We start from the raw sequence: 18,902 nt of genomic DNA on the forward strand, positions 1-18,902 counted from the left end.
CTTTGCCGATGTCAAAAACAGCAATCTGACCAAATAACGATCAGATCATCCGAAGCTTCGAGTGATCGAACAGCATTACCAGTGATGCGGTGCGCGGAAAAAACGCTCCTATAGCAAAACTGCCACTTGACAACGCTGAAACCAGGGGCTGTACACGCAAAAGACAGCACACTCCAGAGAGGGACGCGAAGCCCTTCAAGTGCTCTTCTACGGCCAACCTTCTTTAGGGGGCAGCCGCCACGGCGTCGACATCCCACGCCAGCCCCTGGCGCGTTGGGTGATCCAAAGTGGCGAGCAACTGCAACCGTTGCTCAACCTGATGCGCGACAAGCTGCTGGACTACCCCGTGTTGCACTGCGACGAAACGCGCTTGCAGGTGCTGCATGAACCGGGACGAGACCCCTCGGCACAATCCTGGATGTAGGTGCAAAGCGGTGGGCCGCCGGACAAGCCGGTGATCCTTTTCGACTACACAGCCAGCCGCGCGCAGGAGGTGCCGCTACGCCTGCTCGATGGCTACCGCGGCTACCTGATGACCGACGACTACGCCGGTTACAACGCCGTGGCTGCACGCGACGGCATCGAACGCCTGGGCTGCTGGGCGCATGCGCGACGCAAGTTCGTCGAAGCCCAAAAGGTGCAGCCCAAGGGCAAGACTGGGCGTGCCGACGTGGCGCTGAGCCTGATCAACAAGCTCTACGGCATCGAGCGTGACCTGAAGGACGCTGACCATTCCATTCCAGCGGGTTCCCCATTGACGCTGGAGCCGCATCCCATTTCCCGCTATACCGAAGCGGTTAAAGGCCAAAGGGCCGAAACGGCAAGGGAATGGGGGTGCAAGGGGAAAGGCCCTACCTCGAAAAGGCGAAAAGGCATCCCGGCCGCCCCCCCAGAGGACACCCACATGCTCTCCCTGTTCCAGCGAAAACGGCCTCCGGTCACTGCACCATCACCAGCGCCCGCCACCGACCTCCCCAAAGGGCTGCTACGGCCCGAATCGGCCGCATCGCTGCTGGCGACACCGCGCCGACAGAAGCTGCTGGAACACATCTGGCAGCGCACGTCGCTGTCGCGCCGGCAGTTCGCCACGCTGTACCGCACGCCGCTGGAGCGCTACGCCGAGCTGGTCCAGCAATTCCCCGCTTCCGAGAGCCATCATCACGCTTACCCCGGCGGCATGCTGGATCACGGGTTGGAGATCGTCGCCTATGCGCTCAAGCTGCGGCAGTCCCATCTGTTGCCCATCGGCGCCAGCCCCGAAGACCAGGCGGCGCAGTCGGAAGCCTGGACCGCCGCCGTTGCTTACGCCGCGCTGCTGCACGACATCGGCAAGGTGGCCGTCGATCTGTTGGTCGTGCTGGCAGACGGCTCGCTGTGGCATCCCTGGCACGGCCCGCTGCACCAGTCGTACCGCTTCCGCTACCGCGAAGACCGCGAGTACCGGTTGCACAGCGCCGCAACAGGGCTGCTCTACCGCCAATTGCTCGATGGTCCGCTCCTAGACTGGCTCAGCGGCTATCCGTCTCTGTGGGCACCATTGCTCTACGTCTTGGCCGGGCAGTACGAGCACGCCGGCGTGCTGAGTGAACTGGTCGTGCAGGCTGATCGCGCTTCTGTGGCACAGGAACTGGGCGGCGATCCCGCGCGCGCCATGGCCGCGCCCAGGCACGCGCTGCAACGCAAGCTGCTGGACGGGCTGCGCTTCCTGCTCAAGGAACCGTTGAAGCTGAATCAGCCGGAAGCCTCCGATGGCTGGCTCACTGAGGATGGGCTGTGGCTGGTGAGCAAGACTGTCTCGGACAAGCTGCGCGCGCACCTGCTGTCTCAGGGGATCGACGGCATTCCTGTGAACAACACCGCCGTCTTCAACGTGCTGCAGAACCACGGCATGCTCCAGCCCACCTCAGACGGCAAGGCGGTCTGGCGCGCGACCGTGACCAGTGCGACCGGCTGGTCCTACTCGTTGACCCTGTTGCGCCTCGCGCCCGCGCTGATCTGGGAATCCGGCGAGCGGCCAGCGCTTTTCGCAGGCACGGTGGCGATCGACACGACGCCAGCGGAAACCAACGGCAGTGCACCAGGCACACCGCCCGCGGTCGTGGGGCAGCCAACCCCCGAAGGTCTGGAGACTCCCCCTTGGGAATGCCCTCGCAGCGATACCGCCTTGCCGACTGCGGCCCCGCCCGTGCCTGACGTCATGGAGGACATGCTGGCGATGGTTGGATTGGATCGCACGGCCGACATGGGGAAGGGTGAAGATCCAGTGGAGAAAGTCCCTGCCCCAACCACAGCCGCAGCGTCTCCCTTGCCACTTACCCCTGCGCCTGGACCTGCATCAACTCCAATAGTCGCGATACCATCCGGGGAGCATTTCATGACGTGGCTGCAACAGGGAGTCGCCGCGCGGCGACTCATCATCAACGACGCCAAGGCGCTCGTGCATACGGTGAGCGACACCGCCTACCTGGTCAGTCCCAGCGTGTTCCAGCGCTATGCGTAGGAACATCCCCAGGTGGATGCGCTGGTCAGGCAGGACAAGCAACCGGATTGGCAGTGGGTGCAAAAGCGCTTTTAGAAACTGCAGCTATACCGCAAGCACCCAAATGGCCTGAACATTTGGACCTGTGAAGTCACGGGCCCGAGGAAGTCCCGCCGACTGCATGGCTACCTCCTCGAAAATGGGTCCTTGGTATTCGCCGAAATACCGCCCAACAATCCCTATCTTGCTCTGACTCAGGAAGGATGACGCGACTCGGGCAGCGACCGTCACCACCGTGTGGCGACGATCAATGCCCCGCGAAGCTGGCAACATTTGGCGAACTAAGCTACTCGGCCCGCGCCAACTCCCGTGCAAGGAACGGAGCGGTTCGGCTGCCAGACTTTCGGGCCACCTGCTGAGGGGAACCCGCCACCACGATGCTGCCGCCGGCAGCGCCCGCGCCTGGCCCTACGTCGATCACCCAGTCGGCTTGGGCCACCGCACGCATGTCGTGCTCGATCATCACTACGGTATTACCGGCATCGACCAGGCGCTGCAACTGCACCAGCAGCCGGTCGGCATCCGACGCGTGCAGCCCGGTGGTCGGCTCGTCGAGCACGTACAGGCTTCGGCCGCGCTGGCTGCGCTGAAGCTCGGTCGCCAGCTTGATGCGCTGCGCCTCGCCACCGGAAAGCTCAGTGGCCGGTTGCCCCAGGCGCAGATAGCCCAGTCCGATGTCGCGCAGCAGTTGCAGGGGCCTTGCCACCGCGTCTTCACCCGCGAAGAATTCGCTGGCATCGTCCACGGTCATCTGCAGCACCTCGGCGATGTTGCGCCCGTTCCACTGCACCTTCAGCGTGGCCTCGTTGTAGCGCGCGCCATGGCAGGTCGGGCACGGCGCGTACACGCTGGGCATGAACAGCAGTTCCACGCTAACGAAACCCTCGCCCTCGCAAGTCTCGCAGCGCCCCTTGGCGACGTTGAACGAGAACCGTCCGGCATCATAGCGGCGGCGTCGAGCATCGGGCGTGGCGGCGAACAGCTTGCGCACATGGTCGAACAGACCCGTGTAGGTAGCCAGGTTCGACCGCGGCGTGCGCCCGATCGGCTTCTGGTCCACCTGCACCAGGCGCTGTATGGCGTCCACGTCGCCCGCCAGATGGCCGCCGGTCGCTTCGACCACTGCCGGCCCTTCGCTGGTGGCGCTTTCGGCGGCATCGTCTTCAGGCTCGTGGCCCAGGTGCAGCAGCACCAATTCCGGCAGGGCCTGCGCGACGAGGCTGGATTTGCCGGAGCCAGAGATGCCGGTAACGGCTGTCAGCACGCCCAGCGGAATGCGCGCATCCACGCCATGCAGGTTATGGCGGTGGATGCCCTGCAGCTCCAACCAGCCGGTCGCTTCGCGTGCTCGGCTTCCGGGTGCGGGAATTTCGTCGAACAGGTAACGTGCAGTACGCGATTCGGCAATCTTGCGCAGGCCATCCGGCTCGCCGCTGTAGAGCACGCGGCCGCCACGCTCCCCGGCATCCGGCCCGACATCCACGAGCCATTGCGCGCGGCGCATCAGGTCCAGGTCGTGCTCCACCACAAACACCGAGTTGCCCGCGTCGCGCAGCCGGTCGAGTGCATCGTACAGGGCCTGGCTGTCGGAGGGATGCAGGCCCACCGAGGGTTCGTCGAGTACGTACACGACGCCGAACAGCAGGGAACTTAATTGCGTGGCCAACCGCAAGCGTTGCAACTCGCCGGCCGAAAGCGTCGGCGTGGCCCGGTCCAGCGTCAGGTAGCCCAGGCCTAGCCCGCGCAGTTGGCGCAGGCGCGCCATCACGCCTCCAGCCAGGCGCTGTGCGGCGAGGCGCTTTTCTTCCGACAGCGCGGAGGTACGGCGCACGTCGGGCGATACCGCATGGACCGCACGGCCGGTGGCAGCGCGTTCGGCACGCTCGCGCCGGGTCGCTTCCTTGTCCGTAGCCGCACCCGCTGCATGGGCGCGGAAATCGCCCTGTGCGATGGGTTCGAGCAATGCCGCCAAGTGGTCCAGCGGCATCTGCATAAACGCGCCGATGTCCACCCCAGCGAAGGTGACCGACAGCGCTTCGGGCTTGAGCCTCTTGCCGTGGCAGGTGGGGCACGGCTTGCCCTCCATGAACCGGGATACGCGCTTTCTCATCAGCGCGCTCTGGGTATTGGCGAAGGTGTGCAACACATACCGCCGGGCGCCGGTGAAGGTGCCCATGTAGCTCGGCTCCATCTTGCGTTTGAGCGCGGTGCGGGTTTCGGCAGGCGTGAAACCGGCGTACACCGGCACCGTTGGTGTTTCCTCGGTGAACAGAATCCACTCGCGATCCTTTTTCGGCAGGTCCTTCCACGGCCGGTCAACGTCGTAGCCCATGCTGACCAGGATGTCGCGCAGGTTCTGGCCCTGCCAGGCGGGTGGCCAGGAAGCAATCGCCCGCTCACGGATGCTCAGGGAGGGGTCGGGCACCATGATCGCCTCGGTCACCTCGTACACATGACCCAAGCCGTGGCAGGTCGGGCACGCCCCCTGCGGCGTGTTCGGCGAAAAATCCTCGGCGTACAGCATCGGCTGGTTGGCGGGATAGGCGCCGGCGCGCGAATACATCATCCGCACCAGGCTGGACAGGGTGGTCACACTGCCCACGGAGGAACGCGCATTGCTGGACCCCCGCTGCTGCTGCAGCGCCACCGCTGGTGGCAGGCCGTCGATCGCATCTACGTCCGGCACGCCCGCCTGGTCGATCAGGCGCCGTGCATAGGGGGCCACCGACTCAAAGTAGCGTCGCTGCGCCTCGGCATAGATGGTGCCGAAGGCCAGCGAGGACTTCCCGGAGCCGGAGACACCCGAGAACACCACCAGCGCATTCCGCGGGATGGAGACGTCCACCTCTTTGAGGTTGTTCTCGCGCGCGCCACGCACCTGCACGAGGCCGCTGGCCGCAGCGGTACAAGAGGATTCACCGAAAGTATTGTTTGGCATGTTCTTATCCTGTAGTTCGCCCCGCTCAGGACGGGACTTCCTGAGTGGTAGGGAAAACTGATGCTCTGCAGATGCTCGTCACGCTTGATGCGGTGCTTCTTCCTGTTCAGCCCCGCTCAGAAACAATTGGCACTGCTGATTGAAGAAGTCTTCCAGTTCAGCGGCTGTGAAGTGGTCGCTGAAGGCATGCTCGGCGTGACTCATCACGTCGAAATACACCACAGCCAATTCCAACTCTTCCAGCTCAAGCTGCTGGCAGAGCAGCCAGCCGTAGACCTTGACCTGCGCCCAATGCAGCAGCCGGTGGTTGGCCGGAATGCGGCTGATATCGCCACGGTGGGTTTTGATCTCTTCTAGGCGCCGCTCTTGCGGATCGTACCCGTCGGCCCTGCCGCTGACCAGCAGGCCGGGGTAGCTGCCACTTAGAGGTAACTCGGCGATATAGCCGTCTCCCCGCCGATCAACCACTGTCTGGTGCCCAGCCATGCCTTCCTGAGCGGTGGGGGAAGGGGTGAAGCGCAGATCCAGGTCACCTTCCTTGGCGGTGAACTCGCACAGTGCCCGCACCGCTACCCGATAGCTCATGCCTCAGCCCAGCGCACGTAGCAAACTACAACGGCGATACCGTGCTCAGCCGCGAAACTGAGCCAGCGTTTCTGGTTGTCCTGCAGGCGGTCGCCGGGGCCTTTGACCTCAATCATCCGGTAGCGATGTTCCTGCGGATAAAACTGGATCAGATCGGGCATGCCGGCGCGGTTGGCTTTCAGATCTCGCAGCAGGCGGGTAAAACAGGCGTGCAGGTGTGCAGCGGGAATGCACTGCAGGGCTAGTTCCAGGCGCGCCTCATCGAGCATGCCCCAAAAGACGAAGGGTGATTGCAGGCCGAACTTTTCCTGATACCGGGCCTTGACCAATTGCCTGTAGTCGGGTTGTTCAAGTTGCAGTAGACAGCGTTTGAACAGGTGTTGGCGGCGCGCATAAAAGTCCGGGCTGTGCAGGTCCACCGGGCCACTGTGGAACGGGTGAAAAAATGACCCCGGCAGCGGTGCGAAGATCGCCTCCCAGCACAGCAAGCCGAACAGGCTGCAGAGCAGGGTATTTTCCACATAGTGCACCGGAGCATCATCCTGCTGCAGGTGATCACGCACAGCTATCTCCACACTGCCATGTGTCGGCGCCGGCAATACCAAGTCGATGCGGGTTTCGCTCGCAGCCTTGGGCTTTTTCACCATCTGCAGGCCGAGCTTGCGCTGCAGGCGGGTGAGGGCTCGTTCCAGGCGCTGGCTTTCTTCATAGCTGCCTGGGGTTTGGCTAAAGGCCAGGGCCTGATCATAGGCCTCGGCATCGCGCCCCAGTTGTTCCAGTACGCGAATCTGTCGCCAGCGGGCTTCGCCATGCGCGCTTTGCTGATAAAGCAGCAGGGCCTGCTCCAGCTCACCGCTCCTCTCCAGTTGCTGGGCGATCTGAAACAGCAGGCACGATTGGCGGCTGCAAAGGTATGGGTTGCTTGAACTGAACGCCAGCAACGGCGGTACAATGTCCGCCAGGTCTGCGCCTTGCTCAACGCTGACGCGTAACTGGCGCAGGTGCAGGTAATCCTCAAGATCCTGGCGGCACTGAAAACCACGTGACTCCGGGCCTATATCCACCGATTCGTAACGGTAGATGCCCAGATCCGTCAGCACGAACTCGGACCAGCCCTGAGCCAGATTGCCAAAGAACATCAGGCGCAAACGATCACACAACTCGCCCACCATCAGGCTGAGTAACTGATCATCCAACATAGGGCACCAGTCCGTGAAGGTCTGGGCAGGTAGCTCCATTGCGCGCAGTTGTTCGAGCAGCTCGGCCTTTTTCTGCGCCGCGCGGCGGTCTGTGAGCGGCATATGAGTCAGCACCTCATCCTTGCGCAGCAGCTCGGCAATCTCATCGGCTGTGAGCAGCGCCTGCTCGGTGATCCATCCCTGTTCAAGCAGTGGATCGGCAGCAGCCAGGCAGTCGCCGATTTCCGGGTAAACGAGCTTGCTCAGACGAAAATGACAGCCCTTGCGCTAATCATGCGCACCAGCAAGGCCTGGGATGGCCAGGGCAGGGTATTGAAGGTGTCGAGAAAGGCACGTTCTTCATCCGCCAGTAGATCTGCATAGCGCTCAGCCACCCAGGCGAGTGCCGTACGGAAATGCTGAGGTAGTAAAGCTCAGGGGCTAACGAGACGGACATGGTAGTGATCACTGTATTCTTGTACAGGATTGTCCGTGTTGCGGTGCCGAGGATCAACTGGCGCAGAAGCTGACGGTATCAGCAGGTGAAAGTGGCCAACTCCAGCCCGATGCTACTGGCGACTCCCGGCCGGTATCTGCCTGTCGCGTTAGGCAGGTACCGGCCGAGACTGTGTAAAAACGTTTTCAAGTGCGGCAGGTACTCAAACACAAGCTAGAAATCGTGCATCTGGGAGAAATCCACATTTGCTGACGTGCCGATAAACTCCAGATTTCACGTAGACGCGAGTACTTCAATTTTGACGAAGCGTTTTTACACACTCTGGGCCAATAGAGGTCAGTCGCGATACCATAGAGATGATTCACCATAAGGCAGCGACTGGAGCTCACGCAGCAATAATCCTTAGATCCATTGCTAACTGACTAATACAAGATGCTGCTGGTTGGCAGATTCGATTCGTTCTCTCATCAGGATCACAAGCCGTCGGTACTCAAGCTTAGGAACAGCATGGCGATTGGCAGATTTCCAAAGTCGCCATGAGTCGCTCAGAACGATGTTTCATGACCGGCGAAACTTGGATCCTGCCTGAGCATCATTGATGCTCGCATGGATTCGAACGATACAGCATCCGAGTAGCCGCCCCGAGCAGGAGACGGCTACTCAAAACACTAAGCCGCAGGCTTCATCACAACCTTCGTCCACCCCTTGTCTCGTGCATCGAAGTGCTTATAAGCACTTGGGCCATCATCCAGCTTCAATCGATGGGAAACGATCTGCGAGGGTGCGGCACGCCCGTGATGAATTAGCTCAGCCAACTGGCGGTTGTACGCCTTGACGTTGGCTTGCCCGGTGCCGATTTTCTGCCCTTTGAACCAGAAGGAACCGAAGTCGAAAGCCATCTTCCCTTCTTTGGCTAACTCGTTCTTGGCACCCGGATCTTGGGGAACGAATACCCCGACTACTCCGATACCACCGGTTGCCTTGGTCGAGGCGACGAGGTTGTTCATGGTCAGGTGATTCACCTCGTGGCCATGTTTGTCGCAGCACTGGTAGCCCACGCATTCGCACCCACGATCCGTGCCTTTACCATCGGTGTAATTCAGGATTTCATCGACAGCCTTCTGCTCGACGGAATTGATTGGCGTGGCCCCCATCTGGGCAGCCAGTTTCAAGCGGTCTGGTTGATCGTCTATTACGAAGACCTGCGAAGCGCCTTGGATAAGCGCGGAGTGCGCCGCCATCAAGCCGACCGGGCCTGCGCCGTAGATGGCAATGGACTCGCCTGGTTGCAGCCCCGCCAGCCTTGTTGCGTGCCATCCCGTGGGGAAAATGTCGGAGAGCATGACGTAGTCGTCCTCGCGCTCCTTCGCATCCTCAGGCAGCACGAGACAGTTGAAGTCCGCGAAGGGAACTCGCAGCAGCTCGGCCTGGCCACCGTCATAAGTGCCCATCTCTGCAAAGCCGTAGGCGGCACCAGCGCTGCCTGGATTGGCGGTCAAGCAATAGCCGGTAAGTCCTTTCTCGCAGTTTTCACAAAAACCACAGCCGATGTTGAAGGGCAAGCAGACCATGTCTCCAACCTTAACGCGCTCAACTCCTGCACCTACCTCGACCACCTCACCGAGGTTCTCGTGACCGAAGACTCGACCCGTCTCGAAGGTGGTTCTGCCTTCGTACATGTGCAGATCGGAACCACAAAGATTCGTGGATGTGACTCGAACGAGAGCATCCGTTGGTCTCTCGATCTTCGCATCTGGGACGTTCTGGACGCTGACGTCACGCGGGCCGTTGTAGACGATTGCTTTCATCTGGGTTCTCCAAGTCAGTTCAAAGGAGCGCCGATTGCGCTTTCGCTCCTACCTTGGTTCGTCTCCCATGCAACGCGCGTTGTTCCGGAAAACTGGTCAAAGCCTGACGGGCGGTACCGCGTTCGAGGCTGATGCAACAGCTCTAAAACGACCATTTTCCTCTATTGAAGCGCACGTCGCCGTTGCTCGGCACTGGACTAAACTTTCCGTTTTTGCAGACAAATCGAGATGCCCAATGGAGACCGCTAAGATTCAAGCATTCGCAACTGAATCGCCCCGGGTTTTGTGGAGGCCGTTTCGTTTAAGTCAGGCCGCCATGGCCTGACCTGCTTGTTGCTGGTGGAAGTTTGCCTCAGCCTCCGCAGGCGGGATATATCCGATTGAGCTCAGCAGGCGTTGGTGGTTGTACCAGTGCACCCATTTCAAAGTCGCCATTTCGACGGCTTCGCGGCTCTTCCATGACTGACGGTAAATCAGCTCGGCCTTGTACAACCCGTTGATGGTTTCGGCCAAGGCGTTGTCGTAGCTGTCTCCCTTGCTGCCAACCGAAGGCTCAATGCCGGCCTCTGCCAGCCGTTCGGTATAGCGGATCGAGACATCCTGGCTTCCACGGTCGCTGTGATGGATCAGACCACCCGAGCAATGCGGCTGACGGGCATACAAGGCTTGCTCTAGGGCATCCAGTACGAAGTTTGTCTTCATGCTGGTACTGACTCGCCAGCCGACGATCCGCCGTGCAAAGACGTCGATCACGAACGCCACGTACAGCCAGCCCTGCCAGGTCGATACATAGGTGAAGTCCGACACCCACAACTGGTTCGGGCGGTCGGCATGGAACTGGCGTTGGACACGATCCAGCGGGCAAAGGGCCTTGTCGCCGGCCACCGTTGTCTGCACGATCTGGCCACGTCTAATGCCCTGCAATCCGGCCCGACGCATTAACCGCTCCACCGTGCATCTGGCGACCTCGATGCCTTCTCGCCGCAGCTGCTTCCAGACCTTCACCGCGCCATAGCACTGCATATTGGCATCCCACACTCGCTGGATTTCCAGGGTCAATGCGTCATCGCGCTGAGCACGACAACAGCGCAGTGCCGGGTTGCGCTGTTGAGCCACGTGCCTGCGGTAACCGGACGGGGCGATCTGCAACACGCGGCAGATCGACTCGACCCCGAGACGGTCACGATGCTGATCGACAAACGCCCTCAGGACTTGGTGCGGCGGTCGAGCTCCGCCTGGGCAAAATACGCACTGGCCAGGCGCAATATCTCGTTTGCCTTACGCAGTTCGCGGTTTTCGCGCTCTAGGGCTCTGATGCGCTCGCGCTCTTCACTGGTCTGACCGGGGCGCTGCCCCGCATCGGTCTGCTGGCGACGAATCCAGCCATGCAGGGTTTGCGCGGCACAGCCAATCTTCGGAGCGATGGCCTCAATGGCTGCCCACTCGGACGGATAGTCGTTCAGGTGTTCCAGAACCATGCGCACAGCACGCTCACGGACTTCAGGGGAGTAGGTAGTAGTCTTTCTCATGGCCTCATCTTCTCAAGAGCTGAGGCCTCCACGAAACCCGGGGTGATTCACGAAAGCTGAACGGGGTGAGTGCAGAAATGAGCTTGAATGTGCTTGCCTATAATTTGAAGCGGGTGATGAAAATCATGGGTACCGAAGGCTTATTGAAGGCGATGACGGCGTAAAAGCCCCGGTTTTTACTGTCCCAAGAGGTACCACAGTGCTTTATAAGCGCTCTGACGCGCCACCGGCGCTGATCGTGGCAAATGCTCGGGAAATCACTACGCCCAGGCGCAGTGGGCTGGGGCATACAAGATGTGAAAGTGTTTTTACACACTCTGGGCCAAAAGCGGACGATTGCTGGCAGGTATTCAAGCTATGTCCCCAGGCCCTGGGGAAATAGCTTGGGGTTTGAGAAAGCCTGCTTAAGGTGGTCGTACACCAATCGCACCCGCTTCGATACAGGACCCTGCTGCGGGCGGTATATGAACAGATCCCATGGCGCTGGAGCGAGATCAGCCAAAACAGCAACCAGCTTTCCTGACCGCAGATGAGGCTCAGCCAGATAGGCAGGAATTTGGCCAAAACACATGCCTGCCAGGGTGGCTTCCAATTCCGTATCTGGATCATCACAGATAAGAGCTGGCTGCCTGGGCGTGAACGTTTGCCCGTCGGCAAATAGCCAAGGCCAAGGGCGGCCATTTTTCCGGTCGATCAGGACTGAAAGTGGCAGCTTAGCTAAGGCATCCAAAGATTTAGGTGGTGTCTTTTGGCCTATGAGAGACGGGCACGCGACAACGTAAAACGGCACGGGAGCTAAGGCACGTGCAACGTAGCGCCGGTCGCGAATAACCCCCACCCTGATACCAATATCGATATGCGCCTCAACAGCATCAGTCATCTGATCTTCCAAGCGGAGATCGAATTGCAGGTCAGGATGTGCAGCGGCCAGGGGCTGAAGAAACGGTATCAGGAAGCGCCTGCCAATAGCATGTGGAGCCGTAATCCCCACCCTACCTGACAGCTCAGGCTCCGTCCTGTGCGACCGGAATAGCGTATCGAAATGATCCAGAGCTGACCTGGCATCTTTGGCGTAATCCTGACCGAAAGCAGTGATGCTCACCTGGCGGGTATTGCGGTGGAACAGTGATTCGCCAAGCTCAGTTTCCAGGGCTTGAATGGCTCGAGTCACCCCTTGTGGGGAGATGCCTAATCGAGTTGCCGCTTCGCGGAAGCTACCTGCCTCTGCTGCTGTGCAAAAAATCCTAACCATCTCCATGCGGTTAAGCATGTTGCCCCTCCCGTTTATTCCATTTTCAGGAATAGTATAATCCAATCATTTCCATTTATTGAGATCAATCATGGGTCTAAAGTTTGCGCACTGCCAGGTTAACCAGCCATGGCGAAGTACAAACCCGCCGATGAGGTTCTCAGCATGAGCAATAACATTTCTGGAAAAGTTGTCGTTATCACCGGTGCCAGTAGCGGCCTGGGTGAGGTTACTGCACGCCACCTTGCTGCGCTTGGCGCTCGCGTAGTGCTGGCTGCACGTCGCAAAGATAAACTCGACGCATTGGTGGCTGAGCTGACCAATGCAGGTGGTCAGGCAATCGCGTATCAGACCGATGTTACCTCTCAGGAAGAGGTCAAAACGCTCATTCAAGGTGCCGTGGACACCTACGGTCGCATTGATGTACTGATCAACAATGCCGGACTGATGGCGATTGCACCGCTCAGCGATACTCGCACTGACGAGTGGGATCGCATGATCGATATCAACATCAAGGGTCTGCTGTACGGAGTCGCGGCTGCATTGCCAGTCTTCCAGAAACAAAACAGTGGTCACTTCATCAACATCGCATCGGTTGCAGGCCTGAAGGTGTTCAGCCCAGGTGGCACCGTGTACAGCGGCACCAAGTTTGCTGTGCGGGCTATCTCCGAAGGACTGCGTCACGAAGTCGGTGGCAGCATCCGCACCACGACTATCGAACCGGGCGCCGTGGACTCCGAACTGAAATTCGGCAGCACCCACCAACAGAGCCGCGATTTCGTGGTGGACTTCTACAAGCATGCAATTCCCGCCGAATCGGTCGCTCGAGCTATCGCCTTCGCAATTGAGCAGCCTGCTGACGTGGATATTAACGAGATCGTTCTGCGCCCAACCGTGCAGGAATTCTAATGAGTTGAGGGCCTGTCTCTTCGGCGTCAGGCCCCGCTTATCTGGAGTGAAAAGCGGTGAGTGCCACATGGCCCGGAAGAAAAGAAGCAAGCGCTCGATGCAGGTGCTGAATGCCCTGCAATTCTTCAGCAGCTTGCAGCTGTTCGTGGGGCTGACAACGGATTGATGGCAACGGTTATGGAGAGCTATCTACGGGAAGAGTTTCCCAGTAGCGAAATCAGGAGCGATTCGCAGAACAAGTCCATTGACGAGACCATCTCCATCGTCCGCTCCTACCTGCGGTAGAGGCACCAGGGTGCCCTCGGTGAGGGAAAATTTAGTTAGCTAGTAAAGGAAGCGACATCATGAAATCACGTGCAGCAGTTGCCTTCGGGCCTGGAAAGCCACTGGAAATCGTCGAGATCGACGTCGAGCCGCCGCGCAAGGGCGAGGTGCTTGTCAGGATCACGAATACCGGCGTTTGCCATACCGACGCCTTCACCCTGTCGGGCGAGGACCCGGAAGGCGTGTTCCCGGCGGTGCTGGGCCATGAGGGCGCCGGCATCGTGGTCGAGGTCGGCGAGGGCGTGACCTCGGTCAAGCCGGGTGACCACGTGATCCCGCTGTACACCGCCGAGTGCGGTGAGTGCCTGTTCTGCAAGAGCGGCAAGACCAACCTGTGCGTGGCGGTGCGCGCCACCCAGGGCAAGGGCGTGATGCCCGATGGCACCACCCGCTTCAGCTACAACGGCCAGCCGATCTACCACTACATGGGCTGCTCGACCTTCAGCGAATACACGGTGGTGGCCGAAGTCTCGCTGGCCAAGATCAACCCGGACGCCAATCCCGAGCATGTCTGCCTGCTGGGTTGCGGTGTGACCACCGGCATCGGCGCTGTTCACAACACGGCCAAGGTTCAGCCGGGTGACTCTGTGGCCATCTTCGGCCTCGGCGGCATCGGGCTCGCTGCGATTCAGGGGGCACGCCAGGCCAAGGCGGGTCGCATCATCGCCATCGACACCAATCCAGCGAAGTTCGAGCTGGCTCGTACCTTCGGCGCGACCGAATGCCTCAACCCGAAGGACTTCGACAAGCCGATTCACGAGGTTCTCATCGAGATGACCGGTTGGGGTGTCGATCACACCTTCGAGTGCATCGGCAACGTCAACGTGATGCGCTCGGCACTGGAAGCAGCACATCGTGGCTGGGGCCAGTCGATCGTCATCGGCGTGGCTGGTGCAGGCAAGGAAATTTCGACGCGCCCGTTCCAGTTGATCACCGGTCGCACCTGGAAGGGCTCGGCTTTCGGCGGGGTCAAGGGCCGCACTCAACTTCCCGGCATGGTGGAGGACGCAATGAAAGGCGAGATCGATCTCGCCCCGTTCGTCACCCACACCATGGGCCTCGACGACATCAACAAGGCCTTCGACCTGATGCATGAAGGCAAGTCGATTCGCACGGTGATCCACTACTGATCGCCCACTACCCATTCAACGCCAACCACCAAGGAAATTAATCATGTCCACTCCTGTCATTTCTGGCGATGGCATCTTTTCGCACATCTTTATCGGCGCTGCCGACCTTCAGAAGTCGGTTGCGTTCTACGCCGCCGCTCTGGGTGCTCTTGGCATCAAGAACCTCGGTCCTTTCAACAACGGATGGGTACTTTTCGGTCGCGAAAAGCCGGCTTTCATCATCGCCCGCCCGGGCAATGGTGAAGCGCCTTCCAGCAACGGCGTGACGATCGGCTTTGCGGCCGCCACTCCCGCTGAAGTGGATGCCTTCCACGCCGCCGGCCTTGCCGCAGGCGGCACTGACGAGGGCCAACCTGGCGCACGTGGTCACCTGCCGGGTGCCTATGCTGCCTACCTGCGTGATCCGGCGGGCAACAAGGTCTGCTCGTACACCTTCGTCTGAAAGCAAGGAAGCTGAGAGCGTTCTGACAGGGTCAGCACAAGCCTCTATTATACGGCGAGCCTGTTAGACGGACTGCGTAACGCGGTGCATGCTCATGAAGATCGGCCCGCAGCCATGTGTGAAACGCATGGCTGCGGGCATTTGTTTTGAAGCGTGCTTTTCAACCAATGAGCAATGAGGTCGTTATGAAAGAGCCGGCCAATATCAATACGACGACCGTACAACCCACCCCAACCGCCACCGTGTACGGCATGCCGGCTTATGCCGATCGTGCTGCAGCCGTGGGTGAAGTGCATGCGCGCCCGCATCTGTTGCTTGAGGCCCCCCGCGGTATATTGCAGCTCGCTTTTCATGACCGAAGGTGACCAGACCAGGGATCAGATGGCGATGAGCGAGTTGTCTCATCGCTTCGGCGTTGCCGAGCCCGACCACGCTACGCCGCTACACGGCATGACATGGGATGAGGGAGACCTTCACTGTGAAAAGCACACCGAGTTCTCTACGTATCTCTGGTGCGCTTCGCTGGATTCCAAGACGGGAGAGCCTTGCGGAGAAAATCCCTTCAAACATGGATTTGTTCCTCCGGGCCCGGTCATATCCGGCATCCGCTTGAGACTTCTTCCGTGGATACCAGAAACGGAGAAGGAGGCTGATCGCTTCGATCCTGCCAGCCTGTGCTACTCGTTGGTAGAGAACGGCTCTGCCGCCATCTTGACCGACTTCCGACAGGATGAGGATGGCCTGACGCAGATCCTCATCCTTGCTCGTGATTTGACCCCGGCGCGGGCAGGTGCGCTGGCTCAACTTCTATTGGAGATCGAGACGTACCGTACCTTGGCGTTGCTGTCTCTGCCGTTGACGCGATCGATGACGTCGGAGCTGCGACGCATGGAATCGCGCCTTGCTGCGATCACTGACGAGATGTGTACGAATTTGGTAGAACGCCGCGATAGCGACGTGCTGCTTTCCGAATTGACAGGTCTGGCCGCCGAACTGGAAGCTGGCGTCGCGGCAAATCTCTATCGCTTCGGCGCCAGCCGTGCCTACTACGAGATCGTCGAGGAAAGGCTGGCTGCGCTTTCAGAAGTGGCCGTATCCGGATACAGCACCTGGGCGGATTTCCTGCAGCGTCGCATCGCTCCAGCCATGCGGGAGTGCCAATCCGTAAAGGAGCGCCAGGCCAAGCTCTCCGACAAACTGACCCGAGCCATCGCCTTGCTGCGTTCGTGGATCGACGTCGAACTTGAACGCCAGAACCGCGATCTGCTGGCTTCGATGAACAACCGGGCCAAGTTGCAATTGCGCCTTCAGCAAACCGTCGAAGGCCTGTCGGTCGCGGCAATTTCTTATTACGTCGTGAGTCTTCTCGGCTACCTGCTCAAGGGCATTCCGATCGTTCACGACAGCGTGGCGCCGGTGATGGCGGTTCTGGTACCTGCGGTGATGCTGACGATCTGGTGGATCGTCCGCAGGATAAGACACGCCCACAGCGACACGGCGGCGGAAGAGAAATCTTCCTGACGAGCTGCCGTCCTGGCGCGCGATAGCTGCGCCGTCCGTTTGAACAGAGGAGAACAACATGCCAAGCAATTCTTTCGGTGAATCCTCTTGTACCGCTGCGGCCTGCATTGAAGCGTTTGTAGACCTTATTCCAGTAGCCAAACGCCTTGGGCAGGTCTCTCCAGGGACATCCCGTGCGCATGCGGTACAGCATGCCCTCCACGGTCATTCGTAGATCACGCTTGTTGTAGATGGCCTTGTGCAGCAGAATTTCCCGCAGCTTCGACCAATGCTCATCGCTGAGCAGTAATCGGGGCATTGCAAGCTCGTATCGATGTTGGGTCAGAGCTTCAACGATACGGGCTTGCTCTTATAGATCAATGGGTTAGCGCGAAATGGCAACAGACCCTAGCAAACCAGTTCAAATAACGTGGCGCAGTAGTTTTATCAGGTCCAAATGCGCCGTTTGGCCTGCGTCAGTTTCCCGGCGGTCTCCAGCTGTACATACACCAAACGCCTCTGGTCATCCACCGCGTCGCAACTCCCTGACACCCCGGCCCAGCTTGCGGCGCAACAGGGCCCGCAGGGTCACCCCATCCGAGTACCCGACCTGTGCGGCGACTTGGTCGACGCTCGCGTTTCCGGTGCGCAAGAGATGGACGGCATGCTCCACGCGCAGGTCCTGGAAATACGACAACGGTGTCTTGCCCAAAACGCTTTGCAGCCGCCGCGCCAAGGTGCGCTCGCTTGTGCCCGCGGCGCTGGCCGCCTCGGCCAGCGAGAACCCCTTCGCGAGCTGACTTCTGGCCCAGCACTCGAAGCGCTCCACCATCGGGTCGGCATGCGCAAGGTGGTCGGGAATCACGAACTCGGCTTGCGAACTGCGTGCCTCGACCAGCAGATAGCGTGCTACTAGGGCCGCCAGCGCCGGACTGCGCCCCCGGATGATGCGCAAGGCCAGGTCGACGTGGGCCAAAGCGGCACCCGCGGTAGTGAAGCGTGTCGAGTTCACGATCATGCGTGACTCGTCCAGCGTGACGTTCGGATAGCGCTGCCGAAACATCGGCCCCAGCCACCATGACGTCGTCGCACGATGCCCATCAAGCAGGCCACTCTCTGCAAGCAAGAAACTACCGGAGCAGGCGGCACCAAGGTGCGCGCCAGCGGTGGACCACTGCTGTAGCGCGGCGACCGCATCGGGCACGTCGGGGCGTGTGAGCCGAGCCGAGAGCGTGTCAGGCATCTTGTCACCAAACGCGGGCACGAGCACGACGTCTGGTTCTGGCACACCACGCGCAGTGACCACGGGGACCGTCAAGCCTTGCGCAGTCCGGATGCGACGCCGCACGGCCACCAGCGTGATCTCGATGGGCGCGGGAGCCTGTGGCAGCGAGCCCGCCATTGCGTTGGCCAAGCCAAGGGTGTCAGTCAGGGCCGCAAGCCCCAGATCAAACACGCCATCACAAACAAGGATGTGGATTTTCATGGCAACAATGATATCAATGTTGTCATTATTGCCTATAGAGATGTCTATCATGAAGACTTAGGCTGCTGTCTCGTCGATCCCTTCACCCACTTTTCCATTTACCCCAAGGATTACAGCATGACCAAGCTCGCCCTGTTTGTTCGCCTCGAAGCCAAACCCGGCCAGGAGGCTGCGCTTGCCGACTTCCTGGCCAGCGCACTGCCACTCGCCAACGCAGAGTCCGGCACCACTGCCTGGTTCGCATTGAAGTTTGGCCCTTCGACGTTCGGTGTGTTCGATGCCTTTGCCGATGAGGCAGGTCGCCAAGCACATCTGAACGGCCAGATCGCCGCGGCCTTGATGGCCAACGCCGCGACCTTGCTCAGTTCTCCGCCCAATATCGAGAAGGTCGAACTGCTTGCAGCCAAACTGCCTGCATGACAACCCGGCCTTGACCCAATCAGGTCACGCTGCAGGATGGGGGTCACAAGCTCTACGCAGCGATCCCCCCCTCGATTGCACTTGCCCAGGGAGCTACTTTCCACAGCGATGGGGGGCAATATTGCAGCCAGAACTTCCAAGCTGCGTCAGCAAGCAGGGGCAACATCAGGGCTGGCTGTGATGTTCCGATTCGTCGGGTAGTTATCGAGAAGTACCGACTGTTTGCAACGTGTCGGTACCGAGAGCCGTCTGGGCGAGCCAGATTTCCGGCCAATCGAAAGTCCGCAGTCCGCAAGCGCGGACCGATAGAGCGGTTTGTTGAAAATCAACGACCTAGCATCGGGCCGTGCGGGCTAGTGAGGGTTTCTGGGGGTTCGTACGTAACGATTCGAACTCCTGCGGGGGCTC

At 60.0% G+C, this 18,902-nt stretch carries 11 protein-coding genes, 7 pseudogenes and 1 other annotated feature; of the genes and pseudogenes, 8 read left to right on the plus strand and 10 right to left on the minus strand.

All coding sequences use genetic code 11. The annotated features are described in order from the left end of the window. Positions 1-232: 232 nt before the first annotated feature. Both GYM54_RS09265 and mobH read left to right on the plus strand, forming a co-directional pair. Positions 233-727, plus strand: a pseudogene (locus GYM54_RS09265) (IS66 family transposase); the annotation flags it as partial. A 177-nt stretch (positions 728-904) separates the two neighbouring features. Next, positions 905-2,746, plus strand: a pseudogene (mobH, locus tag GYM54_RS09270) (MobH family relaxase). Positions 2,747-2,825: 79 nt separating this feature from the next. Here the strand turns inward: mobH and GYM54_RS09275 are convergent. The 7 genes and pseudogenes from GYM54_RS09275 to GYM54_RS09300 all read right to left on the minus strand — a co-directional run bounded on the left by GYM54_RS09275 (position 2,826) and on the right by GYM54_RS09300 (position 12,304). Next, positions 2,826-5,477 (minus strand): excinuclease ABC subunit UvrA, encoded by a 2,652-nt coding sequence (locus GYM54_RS09275; RefSeq protein WP_197446077.1) that lies wholly within the window; start codon positions 5,475-5,477, stop codon positions 2,826-2,828. An 8-nt stretch (positions 5,478-5,485) separates the two neighbouring features. Beyond that, a pseudogene (locus tag GYM54_RS09280) lies at positions 5,486-6,062 on the minus strand (ATP-dependent DNA helicase); the annotation flags it as partial. Further along, positions 6,059-7,363: a VRR-NUC domain-containing protein gene (locus GYM54_RS09285; protein WP_307876493.1), complete on the minus strand. Its 1,305-nt coding sequence runs from the start codon at positions 7,361-7,363 to the stop codon at positions 6,059-6,061. The gene GYM54_RS09285 and the pseudogene GYM54_RS09280, both read right to left, overlap by 4 nt. Before the next feature lie 129 nt (positions 7,364-7,492). Continuing rightward, a pseudogene (locus tag GYM54_RS22015) lies at positions 7,493-7,635 on the minus strand (hypothetical protein); the annotation flags it as partial. A gap of 730 nt (positions 7,636-8,365) precedes the next feature. Then, a complete protein-coding gene (locus GYM54_RS09290) occupies positions 8,366-9,505 on the minus strand; it encodes a glutathione-independent formaldehyde dehydrogenase (protein WP_003291480.1) in 1,140 nt (379 codons plus the stop codon). A 306-nt stretch (positions 9,506-9,811) separates the two neighbouring features. After that, positions 9,812-11,034 (minus strand): IS3-like element ISPst4 family transposase gene (locus GYM54_RS09295; protein ID WP_219232623.1). Its coding sequence is split into 2 segments (ribosomal slippage): positions 9,812-10,749 and positions 10,749-11,034, totalling 1,224 coding nucleotides; the frame shifts between segments, so codons are not numbered across the junction. Continuing rightward, positions 10,640-10,756: a sequence feature (AL1L pseudoknot), on the minus strand. (Overlaps the previous gene by 117 nt.) Positions 11,035-11,389: 355 nt before the next feature. Continuing rightward, positions 11,390-12,304 carry a LysR family transcriptional regulator gene (locus GYM54_RS09300; protein WP_021702752.1) on the minus strand — a complete coding sequence of 305 codons (915 nt, stop codon included), beginning with the start codon at positions 12,302-12,304 and terminating at the stop codon, positions 11,390-11,392. 144 nt (positions 12,305-12,448) lie between these two features. Here GYM54_RS09300 and GYM54_RS09305 point away from each other — a divergent pair, with 144 nt between their 5' ends. The 5 genes and pseudogenes from GYM54_RS09305 (at position 12,449) to GYM54_RS09325 (ending at position 16,609) form a co-directional block, all read left to right on the plus strand. Further along, positions 12,449-13,192: an SDR family oxidoreductase gene (locus tag GYM54_RS09305; RefSeq protein WP_031633346.1), complete on the plus strand. Its 744-nt coding sequence runs from the start codon at positions 12,449-12,451 to the stop codon at positions 13,190-13,192. Positions 13,193-13,252: 60 nt separating this feature from the next. Then, on the plus strand, positions 13,253-13,477 hold the full coding sequence (locus GYM54_RS09310) for a metal-sensing transcriptional repressor (protein WP_013970887.1): 225 nt from the start codon (positions 13,253-13,255) through the stop codon (positions 13,475-13,477). Positions 13,478-13,536: 59 nt separating this feature from the next. Beyond that, entirely contained in the window at positions 13,537-14,646 is a 1,110-nt protein-coding gene (locus GYM54_RS09315) for an S-(hydroxymethyl)glutathione dehydrogenase/class III alcohol dehydrogenase (protein ID WP_003291553.1), read from the plus strand. Positions 14,647-14,689: 43 nt separating this feature from the next. Further along, positions 14,690-15,088: a VOC family protein gene (locus GYM54_RS09320; protein ID WP_003291554.1), complete on the plus strand. Its 399-nt coding sequence runs from the start codon at positions 14,690-14,692 to the stop codon at positions 15,086-15,088. Between the two features lie 185 nt (positions 15,089-15,273). Continuing rightward, positions 15,274-16,609: pseudogene (locus GYM54_RS09325) on the plus strand (DUF3422 family protein). Positions 16,610-16,712: 103 nt separating this feature from the next. Here the strand turns inward: GYM54_RS09325 and GYM54_RS09330 are convergent. From GYM54_RS09330 to GYM54_RS22025, 3 genes and pseudogenes are all read right to left on the minus strand, one after another. Next, a pseudogene (locus GYM54_RS09330) lies at positions 16,713-16,907 on the minus strand (transposase); the annotation flags it as partial. 204 nt (positions 16,908-17,111) lie between these two features. Next, entirely contained in the window at positions 17,112-17,420 is a 309-nt protein-coding gene (locus GYM54_RS22020; RefSeq protein ID WP_369806812.1) for a helix-turn-helix domain-containing protein, read from the minus strand. 123 nt (positions 17,421-17,543) lie between these two features. Continuing rightward, positions 17,544-18,125 (minus strand): annotated as a pseudogene (locus GYM54_RS22025) (DJ-1/PfpI family protein); the annotation flags it as partial. Positions 18,126-18,191: 66 nt separating this feature from the next. On the opposite strand from GYM54_RS22025, the gene GYM54_RS09340 reads away from it, so the two are divergent. Beyond that, positions 18,192-18,494 (plus strand): putative quinol monooxygenase, encoded by a 303-nt coding sequence (locus GYM54_RS09340; RefSeq protein ID WP_007182542.1) that lies wholly within the window; start codon positions 18,192-18,194, stop codon positions 18,492-18,494. Positions 18,495-18,902 lie beyond the last annotated feature (408 nt).

The organism is Pseudomonas sp. MTM4 (assembly GCF_019355055.1).
Taxonomy (GTDB): domain Bacteria; phylum Pseudomonadota; class Gammaproteobacteria; order Pseudomonadales; family Pseudomonadaceae; genus Stutzerimonas.